This is a genomic window from Salibacterium qingdaonense (assembly GCF_900114715.1).
Taxonomy (GTDB): domain Bacteria; phylum Bacillota; class Bacilli; order Bacillales; family Marinococcaceae; genus Salibacterium; species Salibacterium qingdaonense.
On record NZ_FOTY01000011.1, the window covers coordinates 57,897 to 84,765 of the forward strand.

The following is a 26,869-nucleotide window of genomic DNA, read 5'->3' on the forward strand; positions in this document are numbered from 1 at the left end:
TGTATGTCCAAATTAACGGCTGCACCGTATGCAGTAGAAGGCGGTCAAAATCCTTAGTCTGCTAGTTCAAAGGATCTGCTCCGCTTCCTCATTCTCTATCACTTTCATAGTCTGTAATCTATGACCTGGTAGGCCTGCGTTTGTTTCCTGATCCCGCCGTTTCTCCGGTTGAACGCGGTCATACGATAACGTAGTACGATTCCATGTACGACTGGAAAAAGGAGGCCGGGTTCACAATGAAGGTCGGAGTTATAGGTACCGGAAACATGGGCGAGAATCATATTCGAACGTACAAGTCTTTATCTGATTCCTGTCGTCTGGCTGGAATTTATGATACAAATGAAAAAAGAAACCGGCAGATGGCCGAAAACTATAATGTCCCTCCCTTCTATTCGCTGGAGGAGTTATTAGAGGAAGTAGATGCCGTTAGTATTACAGTGCCGACCCCGTTTCATTACGACGTCGGTCTGCGCTGTATTGAACACAAGGTGCATATGTTGATGGAAAAGCCAATCACTTCCACGGTCCAGGAAGCCAAAACGTTAGTTAAAAAAGCCGGAGAACAAGATCTCATCCTGCAGGTGGGGCATATCGAATTATTTAACCCGGTCATTCAGACATTAAAAAAAGAAATACAGAATCAGAACGTCATCGCTCTCGATACACACCGCTTGTCCCCGTACCAATCAAAATTCAAAGACATTGATGTGGTCCACGATTTAATGATTCATGATCTTTATATCATTAATGAACTGATGGAAGACGAATTAAAAGAATTTTATACACTGGGACAGTTAATCGAAACGTCCCCAAAACATGCTATTGTCATTGCTGAGTTTAAACAGGGTGTGGTGGCGCAGGTCACAGCAAGCCTGCAATCCAACAAAATGATACGTACGGTGCAGGTTTTAACGGAAAAAGCTTATTTTACAGCTGATCTTCTGCGAAATGAAATTAACATTACTCGTACCGATAAACCAAAAACAAAAGATTTCCCAAGCACCGTAACAAGGACAATACAAATCCCCCCTTTCTATCAACCGTTGATGTTTCAACTGAAAGAATTTATCTCTTGTATCAAGAACAACACAGAACCGTTGGTAAGTGGAACCGACGGCATCAAATCGCTCACGATTTCCAGTGAAATCAGCGAAGCGATTAAAAAACAAAAAGGGAATCGTAACTCCTGATCAGCTGCCAAAAAGGCAGCTGATTTTTTAAGCAGGATAAGCGCAGAACGCCTGAGGCTGGATTTTGAAATCACAGATTTTTCTATGTTCGGATACTATAAAAAAGACCTTAAAACCTGCTTTTTTAAGCAGATTTTAAGGTTCCATCCTTTATATTAAGAGTGTCAGCATGGGAGCTTTTCTGTGTCCACGATGAGACTTACAGGCATAAACTATGCTGCTGAGGCTGGAAAACGAACGTAGTTGATGCTGTTAATAGAGATATACAACCTGTTTCCTGATCCATACCCATTGGTAGTGTCAATGCTGATTAAATTATTGTTAACACTGATCAGTAAGCCTTCGACTAGATTTTCGCCTGTCGCTATTTCAATTCTTGAACCAAGCCGCGACGCTAATTCTGCAGCAAATGTGTTCTCAAACAATGTGAAACCCTCCTTTAGAGTTCATTTACTGTCTCAATATTTCCATAACGGACAAGGACTTGAGACCCCGTGTCGTCTACCAACACAATATAGTCGCTTTGGACGGATAAGAGCGTACCGTCCACCACTCCAAACGGAGTGGTCACCTCTATCTGTTCTCCTACCAAGGAACACAATACTTCCCACAGTGTTCCAGGTGTATTAGGGGAACATGCGGTGGTGGGGGGAGTATCATTGTTAGATGACGTCCCCCCTCCGATACTGGCGCTTACATTCGATAACTGGTTAACCAGCTGTTCTATATTTGCGGATGCCGAGGCGTTTACTCTAGCCATACTAATCCTCCTTTCTTCTTTTCAATATATTAGATGCAGGGATAAGAGATATTGTATAGGGAGACTACTAACTCTTTTGCCTATTTCAAAAAGTTTCCACAGTTGTCCTCTATTGAAAAAAGCGCAAGTCCCTCTGTAATCCCTCGAGCGGATGGATGCTGAAGCTGAATCCAGAAAACGCTGACATTATCTATAAGAAACAAAGCAGCGTATTGATGAACCCTCGGGCTCTCCCTGTCATAGATATAACTATTCCCCATCCCACAAGAAAAACAGGAGGGATTACGAAGTGAACGATATTACCGCTTTACTTTTCGGATATTCGAATAAAAAAACAGTACAACAAGCTCTCTGCTCCCTCGAAAAAATACACCACCGTATAGACATGGTTATGGTTTTGGATCCGTCCGTCCAAATTGGAAACGAAACAAAACGACACAGCTTCGATGTTTCCTTTATTCCCGAGCAGGACCCGGGACGCGCTTTGAACCGGATTTTGTCCTCTATTAAGACGTCCTATGTTTTGTTCTTACACGACGATGACTATTTCTCTTCCACTCTTCAGCCGTCCTATGTAAACCTTGATCCTTATAAATCCGTAATGACCGTACCACAGCACATTGGAAAAGCAGTCATTCAGCAGCCGTTCTTGATAAGAACGAATTCCGGCAATCTAAACCCTTTTCCTTCCATCGGCCATCTCCCTTTTCAAGAAGCGCTGCTGCCTGCCTGGCTCAGCACGTTGGAAAACCATCAAATAACAGCGATCCAAAGAGAAGGATTGAAAAAAATAAATAAAAACACTTCCAAAAGGGAAAGGGAAAAGATTCATTTTTTAACGAAATATAATACAGCTTCCATGGAATCAAAGTCCCCTTCTCTTTCAATTTTTATAGCCAATTATAATATGGGATCGTATGTGGAAACCGCATTGCTGTCCTGCATTTTACAGAACGTCCAGCCGGAATCTGTTTTTGTTATCGATGACGGTTCCACAGACGATTCCCGCACCCGGCTTTCTGAATGGGAAAATCACCCGCGGGTAACATTCATGGTAAAAGAAAACGGCGGAAAAGCAAGGGCTCTGAATGAGGTCCTCCCTCACATTTCTACTGAATTTGTGATGGAACTGGATGCAGATGACTGGCTTGATCCGGATGCGGTATCGATTGTGAAACATTATCTTCAGGACCTGCCGGAGCCAGCATGTGTTTTATATGGGAACCTCCGGCGGTGGAAACAGACAGCTGACGGCGGTGTTTTATATAAAGGACTCTCTAAAGGAAGGCCTGTGCGTGCGAAAAATGATCTAGTATCCTACCGTTTTCCACTTGGCCCCCGGATCTACCGGACATCTGCGCTGAAACAAATCGGAGGGTTTCCGGTGGTACCCTTTGAACATGGAAGACTGTACGAGGACGTCAGTGTTTTAATGAATCTTTTCAAAGAAGCTCCTTTGTTCTTCCAAAATTTCACCGTATACAACGTTCGCGAGCACAAGGAAAGTATTACAAAAAAAAATCATTCCAAATGGAATGATTTTTATAAATCATGGTTAGATCCCTATTAATCTTTCTGCTGATCAAAAAATTGGATAACGTTTGAAATGATATAGTTTTGTTTCTCAATAGAAAGCTCTGGAAAAATAGGGAGAGCCAGAATCCGTTCTGCTGTTTTTTCGGAGACAGGAAACCTCCCTTTTTGGTATCCCAAATAATGAAAAGCCTTCTGCAGATGAAGAGGAACCGGATAATAGACAGCAGATGCGATGCCGCTCTTCTTCAAATGGGCGGCTAATTCATCCCGCTGCGCTGTTTCTATACAGTACTGATGGTACGTCCGTCCCTCCTGCTCCCTCGTTTCCGGAGTCTTGACGTACCGGTTTAACTGTTCGGTATACCGCTTGGCAATTTCCTTTCTTTTATGCAGAAACAGCTCCAAATATTTGAGCTTCACCAGTAACACCGCCGCCTGCATCTCATCCAGTCTGCTGTTCACACCTATGGAAGAATGCTGGTACCTCATGTGACTGCCGTGATTTCGGAGTTCACGAACGTTGTCACAAATATTCTGTTCATTGGTAACAATCATTCCCCCATCTCCAAGGGCGCCAAGGTTTTTAGACGGGAAGAAAGAGAAGCATCCGACATTTCCAATGCCGCCTGCTTTTTTATCTTCTACCTTCGTTCCTACTGCCTGGCATGCATCTTCAATCACTTTCAAGTTGTATTTTTCCGCCAGTGCGAGAATGTCTTCCATGTCCGCTGCTTTTCCGAACAGATGCACGATGATCACTGCTTTGGTTTTTGGTGTCAACGCTTCTTTTATTTTCTCTGGGTCGATAGTATACGTCTGCTCCTTAATATCTGCAAAAACCGGAACAGCACCAGTTTGGGCAATCGCTTCTGCTGTTGCAAAAAAAGTGAACGGGGTCGTGATCACTTCATCTCCGGGTCCGATGTTCAACGCTTTTAATGATAAATACAACGCATCGGTTCCGTTTGCCACCCCAACAGCATAAGCCGTGCCGGTATAGGCAGCGATTTGGTTTTCAAGTTCCTCCCCTTTCGCTCCCAGCACGTATTCCCCACTTTTCAGGACGGTTTTCATTTCTTTTAGCAGCGGGGCTTTCAACAAATCAATTTCTTTCTGAAGATCCACCATAGGGATAAACTCTGTGCGGTTCACTATCTTTCACCTCCCGGTCCCCTTGTCACAAACCTATTCTTTCGTAGTAAATACCTAAAGCCGTGATGTTTTCCTTGTTTAAGTCGTTTCGTCCATCAAAAATCAGTTTACAATTTGTGAAGGCATCAAAAGAAAGAAATTGATATTCATGATGAAAGGCTTGAAGGATGATGGTATCGATTTGGGAAATTTTTTCATCTTCCAGCGATAACGGGGTCAAATCATACGCGGAAATCTCCTGATCCGTAAACAATGGATCGTTTACGTAAACCCGCGCCTTCCTCTGTTTCAGTGCTTCTGTCAGGAGAAATGTCGTAGTTTTTGTCGGTTCTTTTACATTTCCTCGATAAGACAACCCCAAAATCAGAACATTTTTATGCTCAAGGGTTTCCAGGTAATCTTCCATTTTGGCAACAGCATAGGCTGCCATGCTGTCATTTATCTTTCTCGCCATGGAAGTCAATCCATCCTGCAGTCCTCTTTTTATAAAGAAGTAGGGATAAATGGGAATACAATGTCCTCCGACGCCGATTCCAGGAGTGTGAATGTGCGAAAACGGCTGACTATTGCCTGCTTTAACCGCCTCCGAAATGTCTACTCCTTTTTTTTCGGCATAGACGGCTAATTCATTGGCAAGCGCGATATTTACATCCCGGTAGACACACTCCGCAGTTTTGGAAAATTCCGCTGTTTCTGCGGAGTCTACTTCTATCACCTCACAATGAAGGGATTGTTTATAAAAAGCCGAAGCCGTCTGCAGTCCTTTCCCATTCGTGCCTCCTACTATTTTCGGATAGTGCTGCAGGTCATGGATCATTTGATTGGAATATACTCTTTCCGGACTGTATGCTAAATAAAAGTCAGTGCCTGCTTTTAATCCGGAGATGTCTTCAAGCCTCCTGCCAAACCTATTCCGGGTATCTCCCACAGGAAGCGTCGTTTCAAAAATCACCGTTGTCCCTTTAGTTAATCCCGCTCCTATATCTTCCACCGCTGCATCCATAAACGAGTAATCTACCTCATTATCTTCGTTAACTGCCACGGGAACGATGACAACCACCACATCCGCTTCAGCCGCCGCCTCCGGTGTTTGCTGTACTGCCCGCAGCCTGCCATTGTGAACAGCCTTATGCACCAGCTGATCCAGTCCTGGTTCATTCTTTACGTGGGAAAATCCTTTATTTACGAGTGCCACGATTTCCTTCTTGCGATCAGTTCCGATAACATCGAATCCACTATCAGCAAAAACCGCTGCAAGTGTCAGTCCAATTTTCCCTAATCCTACGACAGCGACAGTTTGTGCTGTGTTGTTATGATTCATGTCTCTCCCCCCTTTTTCCTCTGTTCCTTTCCTCATTTCATACTTTATGTGGAAATATAGTTGATGACTGGACTATTAGGAGGGTTGGAAGAGTTTTCGTTATCTCATCCAAAAAGATAGAGAAGACACCCAGCTGCCCCTTCTTCCCCTTCACGGCCGCGCTGATTGAAACCCTGCTTCACAAATCTATTTAGACATTCTGCCGTTCCTATCATTCTTTCTCTCCTAATCTTTCATATAAACGGAGCAGTTTCTTTTCCATAATCCCCCAATGATAGTGCTCTTCCATACTTCGCCGGGCTTTTTGGCTCATCTTCTGAAGTTGTTCCTGATGGTTATAAAGATAGAACAACGCATCCGCATAATCAACAGCACCAGCCTGCTCCTTATCTACAATATATCCACACTGATGACGGTGGATCATGTCACTCATATCCTTACAACGATTCACCAATACAGGAACACCATTGTTTAAGTAACTTAAAAATTTATTAGGAAGCGCGTAATGATTGTTCAATGAATGCTTCACATCAAGATCCACCAGTCCGATGTCCACTTCTTTCATTGCCTGTGGAATGTCTTCATAAGGGAGCCATCCGTGCTGATGGACGTAAGGCTCTAAATGAACAGGAACAGAAAGTTCTCCTTGTTTATCAGCAGTTAAACCGCCTATGATACTTAAATGCAGATCAAAGCGGGGTTTACTGATCTCCAGCAGTTGAAACAGTTTTTCTGCTTTTCCCCTGCTTCGATTGACGATTCCTTCGTATCCCAGGACCAATCTGTTTGTATTATATAATTTGGGTTCGTATGCCGGGGTTAAAGGAGGGGAGTTATAAATGACTTCTACGGGTACGCCGGGTTGAACAGCGTGATACCAGGATTTAATCGATTCGGATACAGTAATAACATAATCGGTTTCCTGCAGCATGGCCGTCAGCATTTTCTTCATCGTTCGTTTCCAGGCCTCTCCGATAAGGCTTTTCGGGTCCGGTACCAGCTCATGACTGTCATAAATCAAGGAAACAGATTTTTTATTGGAACCAAGGGCCCGTTTCACACCAACTCCTGCATACAGGGAAAAAAACTCGTGAGCATGATAAATGTCTGCCTGCTCGGCAATCCCGAGTCTCGTCAACGCGTTCGTAAAACGGTCTGCTTTCGCTGATTGTACATGATGATGCAGTAATTTATACTTTTTTTCAAAATGTATTTGTTCATACGTGACGATTGTAATGCCTTCATGGATGAACGTATCTTGTTGAAATGTATCCCGAAACGGAGTTCCGTCGATATGAAACAACAGGCCCTGCCTCCTCGGCACAATCATTGTGACATCATACCCGTGGCGGAACAGGGTTTTGGCCTCTTTTTTGAATATTCTGGCATCTAAAAACGGATGATCCGCTACTAAAAAACAGACTTTCTTTTTCATCCCTTCCTTCCTCCTTATCCAGGATGTTTTCCTTTCATTTTATGTTGCGATATGTACAAAAACATAAAAAAAACATTTAGGTTCCATCCTTGTGTTATCTGTTGGGGCAGGGCGTGCTCTCTTTTCATAGCTTACTGTAGCTGCTTCATAAAACAGAAAAAGCATAGGAGGCAAAGAGAGATGAAAATAGTAACCGTACTAGGAGCCAGACCCCAGTTTATTAAAGCCTGCATGTTATCCAGACTTCTTCAGGACGACGACACTATCAATGAAATCATCGTCCACACAGGACAGCATTATGATAAAAATATGTCGGATGTATTTTTCACGCAGCTGCAGCTCCCGGCCCCTGATTACAATTTGGGCGCAGGTTCAGGATCTCATGGAAAACAGACCGCAGCCATGATGATTCACCTGGAAGAGGTGATAAATACAGAAAAACCTGACATAGTACTCGTTTACGGAGATACAAATTCCACCCTTGCCGGCAGCCTGGCAGCGGCCAAGCTGCATGTCCCTGTTGCCCACGTAGAAGCAGGACTTCGCAGCTTCAACAAACGGATGCCCGAAGAAATAAACCGGGTCGTGACAGATCACCTGTCATCCATCCTGTTTGCCCCTTCTCAGGCAGCTGTGGATCATTTAGCCCGGGAAGGAATCCGCGACGGTGTGTATCAAACGGGAGACATTATGTATGACGCCGTTCTTCATTATAAAGAAAAAGCCTTTCACCAATCAGACATTTTCGAGCGGTTGCAGATTGAAGCAAAAGATTATTATCTAGCCACGGTTCACCGTGCAGAAAATACAGATGAACCCAATCGGTTACAAAATATTCTTAAAGCCTTTCAGCACTTAGATAAAAAAGTCGTCTTCCCTCTGCACCCAAGGACAAAACGCGCGTTGGAGAAGGGGAACGAGGGCACACATTCCAATATTCTGTTCATTGAACCATTGAATTACCTGGATATGTTAGTCATGGAAAGCCAGGCCAAAATGATTTTAACGGATTCCGGCGGCATCCAAAAAGAAGCCTATATGCTTCGCACTCCGTGTATTACACTCCGGAAGGAAACAGAATGGGAAGAAACTGTCCGGGAAAAATGGAATACGCTGCTGGACCCTGCGGACCCTGCGGAATGGAGCAAAGCTGTTGCCAATATCAAAGTTCCCAGTTCCTATACTCCCCTTTTCGGTGACGGGAATACAGCCGGCCAAATATACCGCATCGTAAACAATCTCCCCTTTACCACTTCCTAAAGGGGAGATTGTTTGTTTAAAAGTAAAAGGAGTTAAAACGGTTGGAAGCCATGGACTGATAAACCAACAGCAGGTCCTTCTCCATTTTCTCCCAGCTGTAGATTCTTTCCATGACCTTTCTTGCATTGATGCTCATCTGCTTTAATTTATCCCTGTTTTCATGTAAGAATTGAAAAGCTTCTGCGTAGTCTTCAGAGGCGGCCTTTGTCTTATTGATAACCATTCCGCATTTGTGCGTTCTGATAAAGTGTTCCATTTCATGACATTTATTTACCACCACCGGTACTCCGTTGTTTAAATAACTGAAAAGTTTATTAGGCAGCGCATAAGATCGGTTCAGAGACGACTTGAGGTCATCAAAATCGATCCATCCTACATCTATCTCTTTCATCTGCTCGGATATTTGCTCGTAGTTAATCCACCCGGTTACTTTCACCTTCTCCTGAAGATGATCAGGAATGGAAAGCGTGTGTCCGTGCAGCACTCCTCCAATAATTTTAAAATGAAAATCGATCGTCCTGGAACATACATCTGTTATTTCAAATATTTTATCGCTGCTTCCCTTCTTATGATCAGCAACGTGCCCTTCATACCCAACGGTCAGTGATTTCTTTTCATATTCTTTTGGTTGAAACTCTTCATTCAAAGGCGGCGAGTTATAAATAACTTCTATCGGAAGTGAAGGGTTTTTAGCAATATACCAGGACTTAATGGAAGGAGACACCGTAATCAACTGGTCTACTTCTTTTAACATCGAATCCAAAAGGTTTCCCGTTACCGCATTTTTTGTTTGGGACTCTTCAAATGGATCAGGAATGAGGTCATGACTGTCAAAAATAAGTTTAGCTTCTTTCCCATTGTTTTTCATTGCTCTTTTCACGCCGATTCCCGCGTACAACGAAGCCGTTTCATGAGCATGATAAATATCGGCCTGCTGGTTTAGTCCAATATTTGTTAACACATTATTGAAATGGACCGAATTCGAGTCCAATCTTCTCTGCATCATAGGTGCAGTTGGTTTAAAACTTTCCACATTGTACGTAACAATATTTATTCCCTCATGCTTAAACGATTTTTGAAGAAATTTAGTCTGAAAGGGTTCTTTATCTATATTAAACAATTTTCCCTTTATTCTGGGGACGATCATTGTCACCTCATAGCCATTTTTCTGTAAGGTTTTCGCTTCCTTATGAAAAATCCTGGAATCCAAAAAGGAATGGGTATGAACCAACATGCATACTTTTTTCATCTTTCCCTCCCCGTTTCATCTTTTATTACCTACTTTTATATGGCTCCTTTTCCAACCCGTTATATAATGGGATTTTACGCCACGACTCTACGTAACTCCGCCATTTTGTTATATACTCCAGCAGCTTCTCATTTTTTGTTACTTCGTAAAACTCTTCTAATCTGTGAAGGTGTATAAAATGATACACATTATGCCATTTGGATCCAAACTGTTTAAATCTCGTTGGTTCACCAAGGTCCTGTAACATATCCCATGGTACGTTGAGGGTAATTTCGTTCCTTCCTTTCTGTATGGGCACCTTTTTGATCTGCTGGTAGCGGGACTGCTGTTCTTTGATAATATTTTTGGGAAAATACGTTGGAGGTACTATTAAAAATTGAACGGTGCTTTTTCCGGGACTGTACAGCGTAAATGTCAGTTCATTCTCCTTGGGGTAGGAATACCTGCTTAACAATACTTTGAATAGAGCACTCTTATTTTTCAAATATACGTTTTGACCATGTTGAAGGACAGAGGACTGGACAATAAAATGCTCGTATTTTTTATTTTCCGCAACAAAGACATTGTATTCTCCTTCACCCGGCACCCTGACACACACGTCCTGGAGTTCAAGGTTGGAAGAGGACAGCACCTTCATGGTGACCATTCCATTTAGTGTGTACCTGGAATTAGCAAGATGAGGAGCGTCAAACAATGGAAGTAATTTAGTAATGGTTTGTAAATTGTCACGCCAAAACACGTCAGCCTCTTCGTCCTCCACTAATTCAGCATAATGCTTTATCGAAGAAAGAGCGGAAAGCCAGCCGTTCAACACGTAACCATTCGGCGCCATGGGATACTCTTGAATACTGGGTCCCTGGGATGACCGATGGAAAACCCCCCCTTCCTCCACCGGGATTCTTAAGCTCTCATATACCTTTTCTGCCGCTTCTTGATACCTTTTATGGCCGGTAGTAACATACATTTGAGCTAACATATCTGCATAGTAGGCCTGAGTGAGGCCGGAATAATAATCCTTGTTTGTTGAATTAAAAACTGTACCTTCTCTATACCAATAGACGAGACAATGATGAAAGCTGCTCATCCGCCCGATAGCAGCGTCAGCTACTGTGATGGCTGCTTCTTGATAAGCGGGATCTTTTGTTTTTTTGTATTGATACAGATAATCTCTTATGACATATATTCCATAGATCGGATGCGGAACGACGTGATCCCCTGTATCCTTTCCCGGGTATCCGTCCTCCAAAAATTTGATTTTATATCTATCTTTACTGACAGCTGCCAAACGCGGCGTAAAACCAGGCATATTCATTTTTGTCCTCCTCTTGATGTCTTATCATCCAACCCTTTGGTACCACTGGTTTTTCTTTTCCCGGTTCCGTATTTCCTGTATATGTATCTGTTTATGCCATGGTTCCCCTCTACATGCATGGTATGTTTGAAAAATAAATGTATGCAAAAGAGCGGCAGACTCTATGGAAAAACGAATAGTCTTGATTAGTTCATAGTGTATTTCTCGTAAAATAGGCGGAAGAGTTAGTAGTCTCCCTATACAATAACGCCGGCTTTGCATTTGATGTATATAGAAAATGAATAAAGGGGGGAAAATCATGCAGCAAAACCCACGACTGACAGAAATGTTAGTTAAAAAAATGATGAGAAAATACAATGTAGATCCCAGCACCGTTCAGGTTTCAGACGAAGATAGAGAGTTACTGCAGAGTATCATCCAGGAAATTCAGGAGGAAGTTAATCAATTTCTTGAAGACCAGCAGGCCGCCGATCAGGGCAGTACCAATTCCAACAATAACTAAATGATAGAAAAACAAACGAATATATTAGGTAGTTTGTCCAAACCAGTATATTTCTTCGTCATATAGTGTAGTAGAAAGGAGGTAAAAGCATGAGTAACTGTAAAGACAGAGACCGCTGCAGAGACAGGGATCGGTGCAGAGACAGAGACCATTGCAAAGACAAAGACTATGACAGAGACAGAGATAGAAAACGGGATAGAAGAGACAAAAGACAGTGGGATGCGCTGGATCCATCCTGTACCCACGGCGGTGCGAATTCGTATGGGTTTGGTGGAGAAACACAATCTGCAGAACAATCAAACAAAACCGTGCAGGCGTCCGACGAGTATATCGAAGTCATTGACTCTTGTGACGTAAAAGTATCTACCGTCGATACGAAAGGTGCATTAAGCTTACAGGCAGGACTGCAGGCAGCACTTTTGATCACCATTTCCATTACCATCTTCGGCGGCGATACCACAAGTGCGGATGATTTCACACAGGAATTGATGCAGTCCTCGAAAATCAAGCAGGCAACGTACCAGCAAACGTATATTGAAAACAGCAGAGGCGTCACGATTGAAACAAACGACACACAGCTTGCCCTCAACATTCAACTGCTATTACAGCTGCTGTTAGCCATAGCAGTAATCGTGGATATCTTCTAAAAAAGTCTGCTCCAATAGCGCGAAACCGGTATACTCTCCGGTTTCGCGTATCTTCCTGTACTTACAGACCTTTGAAGCGGAGAAAACAGAGAGAGGAGATTCGCATATGTCTGATCATTCCAAAAAGGAGCAAACCGGGCAAAATGCAGTAATCGAAAAAGACGTAGTTATCGGGAAAAATGTGGTTATCGGCCACAACACGGTAATCTTGAAAGGTACCTTCATAGGCGATAACGTAAAAATCGGCGCTAATTGTGTTATAGGAATCCATCCGGAAGGAAATAAGACCATGCGGGAGAGTTTTCAAAACACTTCTCCCTTAATAATTAAAAACGGAACAAAAATCGGTCAGTTAGTATCCATTTATGCCGGTACTCTTGTAGGAGAAAATGTGTTTATCGGCGACCTTGCCAGTATTAGAGAACATGTATTGGTAGGAGATGAAACGGTAATTGGAAGATCGGCTGTGGTTGAACGAGATTGCAGCATCGGAAAAAACTGCACCATTCAAACGCAGGCTTACGTAACAGGGGATACCATTTTAGAAAACAACGTGTTTCTCGGTCCGAATGTCTCCATGTCTAATGATAAATATATGGGAGGCCGGGCTTATACGTTACGCGGCCCCTACATTAAGCAGGGTGCCAAAATAGGGAACAATGCATCGCTTCTTCCCGCTGTCCAAATTGGAGAGAACGCCGTAGTCGGAGCCGGAGCTGTCGTAACAAAAGACGTAGAAAGCGGGCTTGTTGTTACTGGAGTGCCTGCTAAAGTTAAAACGTAACACCTCCTGCACGTTTAGGTCCCATAAAATTCGCTACGTTTGCTGCTTAATAATGTTTTCCATGCTGGTCACTAACTGTCTCACTCTCTGATGCTTTGAGTGAAACTGATGGACAAATTCATACCCCCGCGTGCTGATTTTATCTCTCTCGCTTTGGTCCCGCAGGTAGTAATCCGCTTTTTCCTTAAAATTCGTTTCATCCACCGCCACAAAATGATAACCGGGGATAAATCCAAGATCCTCTAATTCAGGAAATGTCGGTGCCAGCAGCAGCGTGCGGCAGGCAAGAGCTTCAAAATATTTTTTAACAGGATAATGATAGATCGAGGGGCATGTAAAAAACAGCTTTGCTCTATTCAACTCCCTGGCATACCTTCTGTCTATCAGATAGTCTTTCTCCTCCTTTGTGGACAGGGTATGGTAGCCCGGGTGGGAGTGGTATACAAACCGATGGTCATGGTTGTACGCAGCGCGTATTTTCTGCCGGAGCGGATAATGATCATCGACAGCCCCCATCATTAACAAGTCAATGTTTTTTTCCTGCTGATCATCGTCAAAACGATCCGGATCAATAAAATGAGGAAACCATATCATCTTTTGCTTATGAGCGGGATAAACGGATAAAAACGTATCCCGGACTATTGAAAATATATAGTGAATATTACTCTTTTTAATATAATTGTCTCTTATTTTGGACAGGCGATGGACGTCATTCACGAACAAGCCCGTGGGGATGTTCGTGGTAGAAAGTCCTTTTACCCTGGGGTACAGCCTCTGCCCAATGTCATTTAATAAGAGTATAAAATCCGGCGGTTCAGGAAGCTGCTTCAGGATATAGTGAATATGTCCGGACTTTCTCCAAATATACAAGTCGTGTTCAACGGCCAGTTCTTTTTCCAACAGAGAAAAATTATCATCAACAAAACGTGACGTGTCATACGCGATCCACAATATCTTAATGAGTGCGTCTCCTCCTGTCAAATCATATTTCCCCATATTGTATGATGGAAGGCAGAGGTCATGATTTTTGAATAAAGAAGAGCGGCTCAGGCTGGAGAGGGCATTTTACCCTCGAGCATTCAGAATGCTTTCATAGCACATACCGAATGTACCTGCATGCTGGGCTGCAAAAAGAAACCCGGCAAAACCTTCAATTAACTATGCCGCGTGAGTGGTTCTTCACACGGCATACTAAATACTCGGGTTTTCACCATTACCTGTATCGGCAAGTTGGCTGCTTTTATCGGCGAAAGAAGGTTTTTTTATATAATCCCCTGCATCCGGAGAATGATTTCAGCGATGAGGGCGGAGCCGATGAACGTACCAAGAAACACGCAGGCGGCGACGACGAAGCTTCTCCAGCCAAGCTGCACGAAGTCGGCCCAGTTGCGTCCGATGGAGATACCGGCGTAGGCAAGAATCGGTGTGGCAAGAGCGAGCAGCTGAATGTTGGACGTCCACTCCACAACATACTCCGATCCCGGGAACCACGGCGTCGAAACGAGAATACCGAGAATACCGATATAGCCGACACTCGGAATGTTAACCGGGATGAGTTTCTGCAGGATCAGACCGGCGAGGCTGATAAGAATCAGAACAAAAATGCCGAGCAGACCGTCGACAGAAAGCATGCCGTAGCCGATCCAGTTCCCTAAATAAGCCGTCAGGCCGAATATGGCGAGCAGCAGAATCCATTCCTGAATATTTTTAAGCACCGTTTATTCCCCCTTCGTCTGCGCCGCATCATCCCCGCGGCGTCTTTGCATCAATCGATACAGTTTTTCCGTCAGCGGCAGTCCGACAAATATGCTTAGATACATGCCGGTGGAAAGCGACAGGAGGTTACTGGCACCGGCATATGCCGCGATCTGGTTCTCAAGGTCCGGAAACGCCGCAATCAGGGAACCGCTTGCCGCTGTCATCATACTGCCGCTCCCCACCCCGGAAGCCATCGCAAAAGAGAGCACGTTGAGCGGCGTAATGGTCGCAAGGAGCCCGGACAACAGGCCGAAAAACACGGCCCCGAACACTGTTCCGAAGATATAAATTGCCATGACGCCGCGGCCTTCCGGACTGTTAAAGGAATACTTATCAATAATCAGGCCGACGTTGGGTTCTCTTGCAATGGAGTGGGTCATACCGATCGACTCCCGTTTGAACCCGAGCAGTACAGCTACCGGAAGGGCAATAAATACCGTGGCCAGATTCCCCAGTTCCTGCAGTACAAGCGCCGGTCCCGCTTCAATAATCGTTCCGATATCCGGTCCGATAATCACGCCGATCTTGGCGATCAAAAGCGTGACACCAAGCACGATAAACGGTTCTGCGTTCTTCGCCGATGCTTTTTTTACAAGCGGGGTGAAATAAAGAATCAATCCGATAATAATGGCATAAAACATCGGCAGAAATAAAATGACCCCGGGGCCGACGCCGATTTCATAGGTTCCCACCCACTCTGTCAAAAGAACGATGAGAAGTACTAAAGCATGCAGGCGCCAGTCTTTCACCAATTCCATCTGCATCTTGCTCACCCTTTCTGTTGCTCGTGTTTATACATTAAGGACACGGCAGAACTGTCCATCTCCCCCATTCCGGCATCAGCGGCCTGGTCGTAGAGCTCTTTGATGACCGGAGCAGCAAGAAGGGAAATACGCTCATTCGTTGTGAAATCTTCCAGAAATGATAAATCCTTTGCCATGTGCTGAAGCGAAAATTTAACCTCATCCTGCGTTTCCGAGACGATGTTCTCCCCAAACACTTCCATCGCTTTCGTCGCCGCGGAACCGCTCTGCAACACTTCAGCCAGCACCGAAGAGGGGATGCCGTACGTTTCGCCGGTATGAAACGCTTCGGACAGTACCGTAATAACCCCGCTCACTACCAGGTTGTTGCACATTTTCACCACCTGGCCGCTGCCGGACGGTCCTAAATAATAGAGGGAAGAACCCATCTCCCGCATAAACGGTTCCACTTCCCTGAATCTGTCTTCCTTTCCACCGCACATCATACTCAACGTCCCGTTTTTGGCACCATCCGGACCGCCGCTTACCGGACAGTCGAGAAAATGCACCCCGGCTGCTGCCGCGTGCTCATTCAGTTCTTTTGTCGTCGTGATATCGGTCGTCCCCATGTCCAGAATATACGCACCCGGCGCAGCGGAGGGTATCACACTGTTCAGAATGACGCTCTGCATGATGACCGGAGAAGGGAGCGACGTGATGATAACGTCGCTCGCTGCAGCCAGTGCGGCGGCGTCCCCGGCCGGCAGAGCACCTTCCCGGCGCAGGTCTTCGAGTCTAACAGGTTCGGTGTCATAGATGTGTACGTTGTAGTTTTTTTGAAGAAGGTTGCGGACAATGCCGCCGCCCATCACTCCGCAGCCAATTACGCCTATCTGCTGCATAACCTTTCCCCCTTTACGCTTTAATATAGACAGTTTTATAGTCAGTCCAGAAGTCAAGCGCGGCACTTCCCTGCTCCCGCGGTCCTTTGCTGGAATGCTTCTTCCCGCCGAACGGAAACTGGTTTTCAAAATACGTCGACGGCATGTTGACATGCGTGACACCGGATTGAATATTCCGGATAAAATCAAACGATTTTTTCAAGTCATTCGTATAAATCGTCGAGGACAAGCCGTAATACGTGTCATTTGCGACAGAAAGTGCCTCTTCATAGTTTTTCACCTGAATGACGGCAATCACAGGGGCAAAAATTTCTTCCCGCGCGATCTTCATGTCCGTTGTCACATTCGTTACGACGGTCGGTTCGACAAAATATCCGCTGCCAAGCCCGCCTTCAGTCAGCCGGCGGCCGCCGTAATGAATCACAGCCCCTTCTTCCTTCGCGGAGGCGATGAACTCCTCGTACTTGGCCGCCTGCTTTTCATCAATAATGGCTCCGTTATCCACGTTATCTTCTCTTCCTTCTCCGATAACAAGAGATGCCGCTTTTTCCGTCAGCTTATCAACCACCTCCGTGTAGATAGATTCCGGCACGAGCAGCCGGCTCGTGCCGGTGCAGCGCTGGCCGTTATCAAGAAAGCCGCTCGTCACAATGCTGTCGACGGCTTCATCGATATCGGCGTCTTCCAGAATGACGGCCGGATTTTTGCCTCCCATTTCCGCCTGCACTTTGCCGCCCCGGGCGGTCACTGCCTGCTCCAGCTCTTCTCCGACCTGAGTCGATCCGGTAAAAGAAACAGCTTTGATATCCGAATGCTCACCGATTGCTTTACCGATGATACTTCCTGTTCCTGTGACCATATTGACCACTCCTGCCGGCAGCCCGGCTTCCTCGAGCATTTCCATGATTTTCACGCTGACAAGAGATGCATTTTCCGCCGGCTTAAAAATCACGGTATTACCGGCGAGAATGGCGGGTGCTATCTTCCAAAGCCCGATCCCAAGCGGAAAGTTGTACGGAGCAATTACCCCTCCCACACCGAGAGGTTCTTTGATGGTATAACCAAACAGTTCCGAATCCATCGCAGGAAGCGTTTCCCCGTCTATCCGGGAGCCTTCCCCGCTGAACTGCTTCATCGCCTGGATCGTTTTTTTCACTTCTCCGCCCGCTTCACGGAGAGATTTTCCGATTTCTTTTGTAATCAGGTCCTGGAGTTCCTCCGCCCGGCGCTCGAGGATCGGCAGAAGATTGAAAATGATATCTGCCCGTTTCGGTCCCGGGACCGCTGACCATTCCCAAAATGCGGTTTGGGCTGCCTTTACGGCCTGGTCCAGATCCTTCGCCGATGATTCCTGAAAATGGCCGAGTATCTCCCCGGTATCTGCCGGGTTAATGCTCGTATACGTAAGTCCTCCAGATGAAGACTCCCATGTCCCGGCAATGTAATTCCCGTATGTATGCACCATGCAACCCTCCTTGTATTGTAAGTATAATTCTAATATTCAGATTTTTTAAAAGAATGAGGGGGGAGTCACAAATTTTATTACTTATTTTTGTGGCTCTCTCCAATTCCATTGCGAAATATCCACCGCCAGTCTGACGTCCATCCAGTCTTTTTCTTTAGAAAAATCAAGCTGCAGCTGCTGTTGGATTTTATTCAGGCGGTAATAGAGGGTGTTGGGATGGATATGCAGGCTGTCGGCGGTTTTTTTATGGTTCTGGTTACAGGAAATGTACATCCGCAGGGTTTCATACAAAGGAGAACTCCCCTGCAGGAGCGGACCCAATTTGTCTTCCACAAACACAGTCAGGCTTTTTCTGTCGAGTTTCTCAAAAAAACGTTCAAATCCAAGATCCGCATACCTCACAACGGGTCCCGAGGTTCCGGTCTTTGCGAAGCTCACCGCTTCTTTCGCTTCCTGGAAAGAATAGCGTACTGTTTCAAGCGGTGTTTCCCGTCCAATGCCTGCTGCCATATCAGCATAGACACGCAGCGTTTTCTGAAGCTGATGGATGATTGTGCTCAGCAGCTTTTCTCCCTTCGCCGGCATGACCATAATCACCTGAATGCCTTTTGGCACTACAAACGACGGGACACCGAAGGAGGACGCAAGCTGTTCCACTTTTTGCAGCACCTGATGCTTCACCATCGTCCTGTCGACTTCCCACAACGGGTGGTCTCTTCCCTCTATCACCATCACCTGGAACGTATCGATAGTGTTCCATCCCATCTGACGGGTCAAGCTTTCGATTTGATAAAGCGGATCTTCGGTCAACAGTTTTTCAAACCATTCTTCGCGCAGCGCCAGTTCTTTGTCATGAACAGCCCGGGCTTTCAGCATCTCCAGCGCCAGCGCCGTCCCCCCGTGTTCCAGCGCACTCTGCTGAATCTCACTAAGCGACGAAAGCGGCTGTTCGAGTTCCAGGCAGCCGATATATTCCTTGCTGTGGACGATCGAATACAGGGTCTCTTCTCCTTCCGGGGAGACAGGGTCTTGGGCTTCATAGAAATGAACGGACTGCTGCAGAATCTGTTCCAGCTTCTGCAGCAGCCGCCCCGGTCCTGATCCTTCCAGCACAAGTCTTGTGAAATCCTTATGAATCGATAAAGAGGAATTCAGCAGCTGATTCTTTTCTTTCAGCGATTGGATCAACCTGGAATTCATGATTGCAATGGCACTGTGGTCGGCCATAATCTGCATCTGATTCCGGTCATGTATCGTAAAAGGAATTTCCGTTTCGAAATTGTTCACTACCAGCACCCCTAAACACTGGTCATGGTAAACAAGCGGTACGGCGATGGAACTTTTGATTTCACGGTGGTAGACCGCCTCCTGGAACCACTTTTTGTTCGAAGGCTTCATGGAAGTCATGAAAGTCTGCATCTCCTCCCGCGTACACAGATAAGGTGTTCTCGTACGGAAACAGTGGCCGGTTAACGATTCGTCCGGAGAAAACGCGACATGCTCAAGCCTATCCTTTCTAACACCGAGCCCCTCAACAAAATGAAGGTACCCCGTCGTGTCGTCATGCAGGTACAAAATAACCGTGTCGCTGTCCGTCATCAGCTCAAAGGCCGCTTTCGTGATCGTGGAAAGCACGTCTTCTATTGTATGAATGCTTGTCATCGTCCTTGTGATGTGCAGCAGGTATTCCCAGTTTGATTCCATCGATTCCGGCATGCCGGCCCTCCTCTCTTATTGATGGTTTATTGTATCATAAAAACAGCGGCACAGAATAGAACACTATCAATCCCGTCACGTCCTGGGCGATCGCCGAATGAGGGGGCTTCGAGCTTGGCAGATGAACAACATCACGACGGCGCATGAATTGTTGTTCAAACAGCAGATAAAAAAAGGGGCTGTATCAAAAGCCGTTAAACGTTAAGGCATCCGCTGCAGGCGGACGCTTGCACTCCAGAGCACAAGTGCGACATCGGTTCGCCGGGGCTCACCGTGTCTTCTTTGCCGCGGGCAGCGCCTCAGCTACATCAAACGGTAAAACCGCCGTTTGATGGGATCTTCGGCTGCTGCTCTTCCCGCTGGCGTCGCCGCCTTCCGCTTCTGCCTGAGGTGAATTTTCTATATTACAGAAAAGGAGCTGTACCTTTTGATACAGCTCCGAATTATCTATGTCCGGTTAAAGAGGAAGACAGTGTATCATACAGCATCGTTATCGTTTCTTTATTCAATAATGGTGTTTTCTGCTGAAAACGACTGATGAATATGTTGCGCTGAATATACTCCGACAATTCCTGATGATGAATCAAAATCCGGCTGGAACTACTTTTCCGCCAAATCGGCGCGATGTCAAAAGTGGACGGAGAAAGAAAAGAAGCAATGGAAACAAAATAGTCATGATACTGCGAAGGAATTCCGGCCTGGACCGCCTCCCTTTTTTCATCCAGTCTGGAGAAAGGATTCGCTATTTCCACGGTGTCATTCAAGTACCAGGTCTTTTCTTCCATGTCTGCCTGGATGTGTCCGGTTTCAGTCTGCTGATTCACAATAAATATACCGCCGGGGGAAAGAATTACATAATCCATAGAATCCGCACCGGATCCGGCCGAAACGCCCCGCATATACTGTATTGGATGCGGAAGCTGCTCGAGACCTTCTTCGATTTCTTTCATCATCGCACGGCGTGTATCTTTCTTTTTTTTCTGAAATATGTTCTGAAGCTTCATCATTATCCTTCCCCTTGTCCACTTCTTACTCTTATCATCGGCTGTTTGGGCAATATTTTAAAATAAAATCATATTTGCGGGATCTCATCAAGTCATTTGCGGAAGTATGGAAACGTATAGGACAGTCCACGGATCGTTATACTACCTGCGTAAAAGGAGGTGATGACTTCGTGGATGAGTTACGCACCCGTGACATTGCCGATTCCCCGGTTATGGCGGATGTCACGTACGACGGCACCCCTGTCTACATTCAGCATGTCGATGAGGACAGCCAAACCGCCCGCATTTACTCTCTTGAGTATCCCGATGAGGAATTAACTGTTTCGCTGGGGCAGTTAATGGAACATTAAGAAAAAAACATCGTAGAGAAGGTGCTTTTTCACCGTATTGCCTTCTAATAGTATATCTACAAAAAACTCCGCTTCCTATTTGGAAACGGAGTTTTCCTGTCTGTTTTCACAGCTTTATGACGACATACTCTGCAGCACTTCTTTCAGCTTCCCGATCTCTTCGGTGCTGAGCGTGACGCCTTTACCCATTTTCTCCCGGCCGGGCGCCCAGTCCCGCAAGTCATATTTCGGTTCGCGGTCGTTCCAGCTCACCCGGTTCAACTCTTTCGTCCACCCTTTCGGCGATTCAGAGAGAACGCCGATATGTTCGATAATCTCATAGTTAATATCAGCCATGGTCATGTCTCCTTTTTTCTCTATTTTATCCCATCCTAAACCGGAAGGAAACAGCCGCTCACGCTGAAGCTGGAATATAACCTTCCCACCCTGTATATACAAAAAAAGAACGGGACCCGCGTCCCGATCTTTCTGTTTACTGATTGTCTGCATCGAATTTACGCTTACCGAGTTCTTCTTCGAGCATGAAAAACGCGTTGCTGTCACTGTCGATGCGTTTCAGCTTTTGAATAAGGTCGTCAAACAGCGATTCTTCCTCAATCTGTTCTTCAATGAACCAGTTCAGGAAATTCATCGTTGCGTGCTCGCGCTCATCCAGTGCCATGTCCGCCAGTTTATAAATGCGCTGGGTTACGTCCTGTTCCTGCTTCATTCCTTTTTCAAACGTATCGAGAATGGAAGAAAACTCATTGTTTGGTTCGCTGAAACCTTGGAAAGAAGCACGTGCGCCCATATCATTAAGGAAATAATAGAATTTCATGCCGTGAAAACGTTCTTCTTCTGCCTGTACAAGGAAGAAATTCGCGAATCCGTCCAGACTTTCCGCAGAGCAGTACGCCGCTGCTGCCATGTAAGCATGGGCCGAGTAGAACTCGTAGTTCATCTGCTCGATTAAACCTTCTTTCAGTTTGTCGCTGAACATGTCACATCCCGCCTTTCGAAGTAATTTTCATCGTTTTTACAATTATTATCATAGCATGAGACAAGAGGTGTGTATACTAACCCGATCTATTCTTTGGTCTGATTCTCCTGCACTTCTTTTTTGGCCTCTTCATGGATTTCCTTCTCTTCTTCTTCCCTGTATTCCCAAATGGTGTTGTACACTTCCACCTGGCTTTCTTCAGGCAGGCTGTCAATCAAGGCGTGGATGTCGTCTCTTAGTGTCATCATGATGCTCCTTTCTATGTTTTCTTTTCAATAAGCCTTAATCCCCTTCACCAGCCGCATCTTTCGTTCCCCTATGCTTTAAGTACAGTTACCTGTTGAAATAATTTTTAAACCTTGAATCGAGACGTCACAAAACCTTCATTATTTATATTGTGAAATAGTTCACATTGTGTGTTATTATATATGTGAAATAGTTCACAAACAAAGGAGGATCTTTATAATGATTAAAAACAACCGGATTGTTATTATCGGCGCGGGAGCCGTCGGGTGCAGTTATGCTTATGCCCTGCTGCAGCAGGGGCTGACAGGCGAGATTGTACTTATTGATGTGAATGAAGAAAAAGCAGCCGGGGAAGCGGGCGATCTTCGCGACGCTGTTCCGTTTGCCCCGGTGCCAGTGACGATTCGAAGCGGTGGATATGAGGACTGCAGCGAAGCAGAGCTTGTCGTAATCACTGCCGGTCTGGCGCAGAAACCCGGCGAAACACGGCTGGATCTGCTTACGAAAAACGCGGACATTTTTGAACGTATCGTAACTGAGGTCATGGCCCATGGGTTTAATGGAATATTTCTTGCTGCGACGAATCCGGTCGACATTTTAACCGACATCACCCAGCAGGTATCAGGCCTTCCGGCAGAAAGAGTGATTGGCTCAGGCACGGTGCTGGATTCCGCCCGGCTGCAATCAGTTGTAAGTGCTTGTTTCCATATCGACTCACGCGATGTTCACGCCTGGATTATCGGCGAGCACGGGGACACCTCTCTTCCAGTCTGGAGCAGCGCGTTTGCCGGCATGAAAGACATTCGAACGATGGCCGCAGAAGAGGGACAGCAGCTGGATTCGATTTTTCAGCGCGTGCAGTCGGCCGCTTACGAGATCATTCAGCAAAAAGGCGCAACACATTTTGGCATCGGTATGTCGCTCGCCCGGATTACAAGAGCCATTGTCCACGACGAAAACGCGGTACTCCCCGTGTCCGCCCGTCTGAACGGAGAATACGGAGAAAATGGCATCTACATCGGTGTCCCCGCTGTGATCGGCCGGACCGGCATCCGCAGCGTAATGGATCTTCCTCTCGATGAAACAGAAACGCAGCAGTTTGCCCATTCCGCGCAGACCCTGCGGGAATCAAAGCAGACCCTTTCGTATTAGAGAGGGGGGAGGAACAGTTCATGGTTGCGTTTAGCTGCTCCCGGGATGTCCTGAACGTCATCATGGACGAGTCATAATGACGTTTGTGCTGCTTCCTTCCCGCTTTTTGGCCGCATGATCCCTCTTACGTGACGTTTACGCCCTTCTCCGCCTGCCCAAACGCAACTTACACGGCGCACGACGCAGGGCTTCATGAAAAAAGAGGGCTGCCGCGCTCTTAGTTGCGTTCAGGGTCTCTCATGTCCACTTAAACGCAACTGGGAATGTCCCATGAGGACGTTTGCGCACCCAGCCCCTCCCCGTTTTGGCCGCTTAAACCTTTCTACGTGACGTTTGCAGCTATTTTCAACAGCTAAACGTAACTGGACGCTGCCCTCTTCCTCCTTCCAGGCACAAAAAAATCCGGATGAGTACGCGCAAGCGTCTTCATCCGGATATGTGCGTTTCTTTATCTGCCGCTCGTCCGGCTGTGTTCCAGTTTCTTTTTCATATCATATATATCCTGTTCATGGTGCCAGTCTTTCACCGCCAGCAGGTCGACCCCGCTTTCCACTTTAGAGAGGCGCTCCTTGATTTCGTCCTGGCCTTTATCCAGCTTGTCTACGTTGACTTCCAACTTGTCAAAACGGCTTTCCAGCTTATCAAAACGGCCCTCCAACTTTTCAAAGCGGCCTTCCAGGTTATCGAACCGGAGCTCCAGCTTATCGAACCGGCCTTCCAATCTTATCATGCGGTCATCCAGCGACTTGACGCCGGCGGTAATTTCTTTCTGACCTTCCAGGAGAGCGTGCAACAGCTGTGTCGTTTCTTCCGGCATAGCCATCGTTCCTTTCTTCGTGGTACAGCTATTGTATCACACAGCCGGCTGTCTCCCTACTATTTTTCACTCTTTGCTGTCCGGCATACTTACCTGGATGCCCTGTTCGATGCGGCGGCCGGCCAGGTACAAAAATGCCACACATGTGCCTATGGTGAGAAAAAGAAACACGAGGACGCTGAGCGCCATCACGAGCGCGCTGTTTGTCAGTTTCAGCTGCAGAAGCGACGCGGCCGCAGACGCACTGCCTCCTATGATGCCGCCACCTGCGACTTGTTCAAACAGCCCAGCGCTTTCCGCGGGAACAACGACAAGCAGCACCGGGATCAATGTCAGCACCACGTACACATAGGACAGTGCCAGCATCAGGAGCGATGGCGCGAACTGCAGCCGGTTCTGCGGGTTGGAAGGATTGTATTTTCCGCCGATAGCGCCGGTCCAGATGCCAAGCGCGCTGAGCGCAGGACTGATGAGCGCGCTCAGCACCAAGCCAAGGAGAAAGAAAGACACCGGCCATCCGAGCAGAATACCAGCCGTCATCTGCAGTACCGATACGGGAAGAAAGGGAATAAGCCAGCTCATCCACAGCTTTCCGCACGCGATCTGCACACCTGTCAGCGGCAGTACGTGCAGCATCCAGGTCGAGCCTGCCTCGCGGGCGACGAACGACGCGGACAGACTGCCGTTGAAAAACGCGTAGATAAACAGTGCCGCCGCCTGCACCGCAGTCCAGGAAAGAACCGGGTCCAGCTCTCTGAATGCCGCAACAGATGAGCCGCCGGCCGTGTAACCAAAGCCCATAAAGATGAACAAAAACACAAACGGCATGAAAATGAGCCATTCCCTGATGTCGCGCTTCATGTAGCGCCATTCTTTCCATCCGATTTCGGCTACGGGCGATCCGACTTTGAACCGGCGCCCCTTTTCTCCGGCTTTTTTCTTTTTATTTTTTCCTTCATTTAATTGAATCCAGCCGCTTCGAAAACCTTTCTCCACGAGAGCGGAGGCGGCAAACGACAGCCCGGCGGCAGCAGCGGCGAGTCCGGCCGTCGGAAGAAGGAACGATACTTCTCCTGCCATCGCGCTGGTTAACGCGGACGCCCCCCAGCTCATCGGCAGCCAGGCCGGCATCTCAGGCAGCAAACCGGTTGGAAGCGCCATGTCGGAACCGGGCTCCGCGAGCAGGTTCGGAAGCTGGAACATGCCGTATACGAGCACGCCGGACACCGCGCTCATCACCGTCATCAATTCATTGGCGCGCTTGGCTGGAATAATATGCACGAGCCCCATATTGATAAAATAGGCAGCCGCCACCCCGAGCGCCGGCATGGCCAGCGTCACGATGAGCAGGGCGGGATAAAAATACCCGTGCACCCCGGCGTGAAGCCCGTAGGCAAGTCCCGGCAGAAACGTCACGACAAACAGCGCCGCCGGTATATTGAGAAAACTTTGTATGTATTTCACCCAGAAAATGTGACTTACCTTGATCGGCAGGGTGAACAAAAACGTTAAGTCCCGCGAGGCATACAGATGCTTGAACACCTGCGGCACACCCATCAAAAGGATCAGCCCGAGCATCATCATAAAAACGTACGAAAAGAGCAGTTCCACCAAGCCGGCATCGTACGCTGCCGGCAGCGACGTGACAATATTCAGAGCGAACAGAAGAAATAGGATGACGACAAACCCAATAATGACGTGCGACACATTCGTGCCGGTCTTGTTGGTTTCCATCGTATGTTTCAGAATCTTGGCCTGGACGCCGAGCAGGGTACGGATCATGGCGCATCCGCCCTTCCACCGGCGAGTTCCCGGATCAGTTCCTGCTGCTCCTCATCGCCGGTCAGCTCAAGGAAAATATCCTCAAGACTCGCACTGCTTTCCCCACGCAGTTCTTCCATCGTCCCAAGCGCTGCAATCTTCCCGTCCCGGATGATGCCGATCCGGTCACACATTTCCTGGGCGATTTCAAGAATATGCGTCGAGACAAATACGGTCGTGCCATCGTCGCATAACTGCCGAAGCAGGTCTTTCAGCGTCTTCGCGCTCTTTGGATCAAGCCCGACCGTCGGCTCATCGAGAAAAATAACGTCCGGGTCATGCAGCAACGCGCCGGTTAGCGCCATCTTTTGCTTCATCCCGTGGGAATACCCTTCAATCAGTTCATCGGCCCGGCTTCCAAGCGAAAATAAATCAAACAGCCGGACCGCTTTTTCCTCCGCCTGCCGGGCGGGAATGCCGAAAACAGAAGCGATGAAGCGGATGTATTCCCAGCCCGTCAGCTTCTCATACAGCGTCGGATGATCCGGCACGTAGGCGATCTTTTTTTTCGCCTGAAGCGGCTGTTTCCACATGTTGATGCCGCCGATCTCAATCGTACCGTCCGTCGGCTCAAGCAGCCCCGTCATCATTTTAATCGTCGTCGTCTTCCCCGCCCCGTTCGGACCGAGAAATCCGAATAATTCTCCTTTTGGGATCGTAATTGATATGTCCTCGGCTGCTGAAAAGGAGCCGTACTGTTTGGATACCCCGTTCAGCACCACAGCCGGTTCTGTCATGTCTACCACCTCTTTCTTCCTGCATGTACGC

28 protein-coding genes are annotated in these 26,869 nt (G+C 46.9%); 8 read left to right on the top strand and 20 right to left on the bottom strand.

What is annotated here, in order from left to right; all coding sequences use genetic code 11:
* Nucleotides 1-236 precede the first annotated feature (236 nt).
* A complete protein-coding gene (locus BM058_RS10155) occupies nucleotides 237-1,190 on the top strand; it encodes a Gfo/Idh/MocA family protein (RefSeq protein WP_177195513.1) in 954 nt (317 codons plus the stop codon).
* Between the two features lie 212 nt (nucleotides 1,191-1,402).
* Here BM058_RS10155 and BM058_RS10160 read toward each other — a convergent pair whose 3' ends face one another.
* Both BM058_RS10160 and BM058_RS10165 read right to left on the bottom strand, forming a co-directional pair.
* Nucleotides 1,403-1,615 (bottom strand): hypothetical protein, encoded by a 213-nt coding sequence (locus BM058_RS10160; RefSeq protein WP_090926929.1) that lies wholly within the window; start codon nucleotides 1,613-1,615, stop codon nucleotides 1,403-1,405.
* Between the two features lie 14 nt (nucleotides 1,616-1,629).
* A complete protein-coding gene (locus BM058_RS10165; RefSeq protein ID WP_090926930.1) occupies nucleotides 1,630-1,950 on the bottom strand; it encodes a DUF2642 domain-containing protein in 321 nt (106 codons plus the stop codon).
* Nucleotides 1,951-2,239: 289 nt separating this feature from the next.
* Between BM058_RS10165 and BM058_RS10170 the strand changes: the two genes are divergently transcribed.
* A complete protein-coding gene (locus BM058_RS10170) occupies nucleotides 2,240-3,520 on the top strand; it encodes a glycosyltransferase family 2 protein (protein ID WP_090926931.1) in 1,281 nt (426 codons plus the stop codon).
* On the opposite strand, the gene BM058_RS10175 is transcribed toward BM058_RS10170, so the two are convergent.
* The 3 genes from BM058_RS10175 to BM058_RS10185 form a co-directional block, all read right to left on the bottom strand.
* Nucleotides 3,517-4,638, bottom strand: coding sequence for a DegT/DnrJ/EryC1/StrS family aminotransferase (locus tag BM058_RS10175; RefSeq protein ID WP_245736932.1), 1,122 nt, complete (start codon nucleotides 4,636-4,638; stop codon nucleotides 3,517-3,519). The genes BM058_RS10170 and BM058_RS10175 overlap by 4 nt on opposite strands.
* Nucleotides 4,639-4,663: 25 nt before the next feature.
* Complete coding sequence (locus BM058_RS10180) at nucleotides 4,664-5,959, bottom strand: nucleotide sugar dehydrogenase (RefSeq protein ID WP_090926932.1); 1,296 nt, start codon at nucleotides 5,957-5,959, stop codon at nucleotides 4,664-4,666.
* 211 nt (nucleotides 5,960-6,170) lie between these two features.
* Entirely contained in the window at nucleotides 6,171-7,394 is a 1,224-nt protein-coding gene (locus BM058_RS10185) for a glycosyltransferase (protein ID WP_090926933.1), read from the bottom strand.
* 180 nt (nucleotides 7,395-7,574) lie between these two features.
* Between BM058_RS10185 and wecB the strand changes: the two genes are divergently transcribed.
* Nucleotides 7,575-8,654 carry a non-hydrolyzing UDP-N-acetylglucosamine 2-epimerase gene (gene wecB / locus BM058_RS10190; protein ID WP_090926934.1) on the top strand — a complete coding sequence of 360 codons (1,080 nt, stop codon included), beginning with the start codon at nucleotides 7,575-7,577 and terminating at the stop codon, nucleotides 8,652-8,654.
* 16 nt (nucleotides 8,655-8,670) lie between these two features.
* Here the strand turns inward: wecB and BM058_RS10195 are convergent, their stop codons facing one another.
* Together BM058_RS10195 and BM058_RS10200 are read right to left on the bottom strand one after the other, a co-directional pair.
* On the bottom strand, nucleotides 8,671-9,903 hold the full coding sequence (locus tag BM058_RS10195; protein WP_090926935.1) for a glycosyltransferase: 1,233 nt from the start codon (nucleotides 9,901-9,903) through the stop codon (nucleotides 8,671-8,673).
* A 25-nt stretch (nucleotides 9,904-9,928) separates the two neighbouring features.
* The gene (locus BM058_RS10200) at nucleotides 9,929-11,215 is read right to left on the bottom strand and encodes a D-glucuronyl C5-epimerase family protein (protein WP_090926936.1); all 1,287 of its coding nucleotides are present in this window, start codon (nucleotides 11,213-11,215) and stop codon (nucleotides 9,929-9,931) included.
* A 298-nt stretch (nucleotides 11,216-11,513) separates the two neighbouring features.
* On the opposite strand from BM058_RS10200, the gene BM058_RS10205 reads away from it, so the two are divergent.
* From BM058_RS10205 to BM058_RS10215, 3 genes are all read left to right on the top strand, one after another.
* Nucleotides 11,514-11,717, top strand: a complete 204-nt coding sequence (locus BM058_RS10205) for a hypothetical protein (RefSeq protein WP_090926937.1) — start codon at nucleotides 11,514-11,516, stop codon at nucleotides 11,715-11,717.
* Nucleotides 11,718-11,806: 89 nt separating this feature from the next.
* Complete coding sequence (locus tag BM058_RS10210) at nucleotides 11,807-12,364, top strand: spore coat protein (protein WP_090926938.1); 558 nt, start codon at nucleotides 11,807-11,809, stop codon at nucleotides 12,362-12,364.
* A gap of 106 nt (nucleotides 12,365-12,470) precedes the next feature.
* Entirely contained in the window at nucleotides 12,471-13,148 is a 678-nt protein-coding gene (locus BM058_RS10215) for an acyltransferase (protein WP_090926939.1), read from the top strand.
* A gap of 33 nt (nucleotides 13,149-13,181) precedes the next feature.
* Here the strand turns inward: BM058_RS10215 and BM058_RS10220 are convergent, their stop codons facing one another.
* From BM058_RS10220 to BM058_RS10250, 7 genes are all read right to left on the bottom strand, one after another.
* Complete coding sequence (locus BM058_RS10220; RefSeq protein WP_245736933.1) at nucleotides 13,182-14,129, bottom strand: glycosyltransferase; 948 nt, start codon at nucleotides 14,127-14,129, stop codon at nucleotides 13,182-13,184.
* A 281-nt stretch (nucleotides 14,130-14,410) separates the two neighbouring features.
* The gene (locus tag BM058_RS10225; protein WP_090926941.1) at nucleotides 14,411-14,863 is read right to left on the bottom strand and encodes a hypothetical protein; all 453 of its coding nucleotides are present in this window, start codon (nucleotides 14,861-14,863) and stop codon (nucleotides 14,411-14,413) included.
* A gap of 3 nt (nucleotides 14,864-14,866) precedes the next feature.
* Nucleotides 14,867-15,670, bottom strand: a complete 804-nt coding sequence (locus BM058_RS10230; RefSeq protein ID WP_177195514.1) for a DUF3100 domain-containing protein — start codon at nucleotides 15,668-15,670, stop codon at nucleotides 14,867-14,869.
* 5 nt (nucleotides 15,671-15,675) lie between these two features.
* The gene (locus tag BM058_RS10235; protein WP_090926943.1) at nucleotides 15,676-16,551 is read right to left on the bottom strand and encodes an NAD(P)-dependent oxidoreductase; all 876 of its coding nucleotides are present in this window, start codon (nucleotides 16,549-16,551) and stop codon (nucleotides 15,676-15,678) included.
* Nucleotides 16,552-16,564: 13 nt separating this feature from the next.
* Nucleotides 16,565-18,016: an aldehyde dehydrogenase family protein gene (locus BM058_RS10240; RefSeq protein WP_090926944.1), complete on the bottom strand. Its 1,452-nt coding sequence runs from the start codon at nucleotides 18,014-18,016 to the stop codon at nucleotides 16,565-16,567.
* An 81-nt stretch (nucleotides 18,017-18,097) separates the two neighbouring features.
* Complete coding sequence (locus tag BM058_RS10245; RefSeq protein WP_090926945.1) at nucleotides 18,098-19,732, bottom strand: helix-turn-helix domain-containing protein; 1,635 nt, start codon at nucleotides 19,730-19,732, stop codon at nucleotides 18,098-18,100.
* 443 nt (nucleotides 19,733-20,175) lie between these two features.
* A complete protein-coding gene (locus BM058_RS10250; RefSeq protein WP_090926946.1) occupies nucleotides 20,176-20,739 on the bottom strand; it encodes a nuclease-related domain-containing protein in 564 nt (187 codons plus the stop codon).
* Nucleotides 20,740-20,906: 167 nt separating this feature from the next.
* Between BM058_RS10250 and BM058_RS10255 the strand changes: the two genes are divergently transcribed.
* Nucleotides 20,907-21,086, top strand: coding sequence for an H-type small acid-soluble spore protein (locus tag BM058_RS10255; RefSeq protein ID WP_090926947.1), 180 nt, complete (start codon nucleotides 20,907-20,909; stop codon nucleotides 21,084-21,086).
* 114 nt (nucleotides 21,087-21,200) lie between these two features.
* Here the strand turns inward: BM058_RS10255 and BM058_RS10260 are convergent, their stop codons facing one another.
* The 3 genes from BM058_RS10260 to BM058_RS18245 all read right to left on the bottom strand — a co-directional run bounded on the left by BM058_RS10260 (nucleotide 21,201) and on the right by BM058_RS18245 (nucleotide 22,313).
* Complete coding sequence (locus BM058_RS10260; protein ID WP_090926968.1) at nucleotides 21,201-21,422, bottom strand: YdbC family protein; 222 nt, start codon at nucleotides 21,420-21,422, stop codon at nucleotides 21,201-21,203.
* A 136-nt stretch (nucleotides 21,423-21,558) separates the two neighbouring features.
* Nucleotides 21,559-22,065, bottom strand: coding sequence for a ferritin (locus BM058_RS10265; RefSeq protein WP_090926948.1), 507 nt, complete (start codon nucleotides 22,063-22,065; stop codon nucleotides 21,559-21,561).
* 86 nt (nucleotides 22,066-22,151) lie between these two features.
* The gene (locus BM058_RS18245; RefSeq protein WP_177195515.1) at nucleotides 22,152-22,313 is read right to left on the bottom strand and encodes a hypothetical protein; all 162 of its coding nucleotides are present in this window, start codon (nucleotides 22,311-22,313) and stop codon (nucleotides 22,152-22,154) included.
* A 217-nt stretch (nucleotides 22,314-22,530) separates the two neighbouring features.
* Between BM058_RS18245 and BM058_RS10270 the strand changes: the two genes are divergently transcribed.
* Nucleotides 22,531-23,463: an L-lactate dehydrogenase gene (locus BM058_RS10270; RefSeq protein ID WP_090926949.1), complete on the top strand. Its 933-nt coding sequence runs from the start codon at nucleotides 22,531-22,533 to the stop codon at nucleotides 23,461-23,463.
* A 448-nt stretch (nucleotides 23,464-23,911) separates the two neighbouring features.
* Here BM058_RS10270 and BM058_RS10275 read toward each other — a convergent pair whose 3' ends face one another.
* The 3 genes from BM058_RS10275 to BM058_RS10285 all read right to left on the bottom strand — a co-directional run bounded on the left by BM058_RS10275 (nucleotide 23,912) and on the right by BM058_RS10285 (nucleotide 26,838).
* On the bottom strand, nucleotides 23,912-24,280 hold the full coding sequence (locus BM058_RS10275) for a hypothetical protein (protein ID WP_090926950.1): 369 nt from the start codon (nucleotides 24,278-24,280) through the stop codon (nucleotides 23,912-23,914).
* 66 nt (nucleotides 24,281-24,346) lie between these two features.
* Nucleotides 24,347-26,062, bottom strand: coding sequence for a putative ABC transporter permease subunit (locus BM058_RS10280; protein ID WP_090926951.1), 1,716 nt, complete (start codon nucleotides 26,060-26,062; stop codon nucleotides 24,347-24,349).
* On the bottom strand, nucleotides 26,059-26,838 hold the full coding sequence (locus BM058_RS10285; RefSeq protein WP_090926952.1) for an ABC transporter ATP-binding protein: 780 nt from the start codon (nucleotides 26,836-26,838) through the stop codon (nucleotides 26,059-26,061). Before BM058_RS10285 ends, BM058_RS10280 begins: the two co-directional genes overlap by 4 nt.
* Nucleotides 26,839-26,869 lie beyond the last annotated feature (31 nt).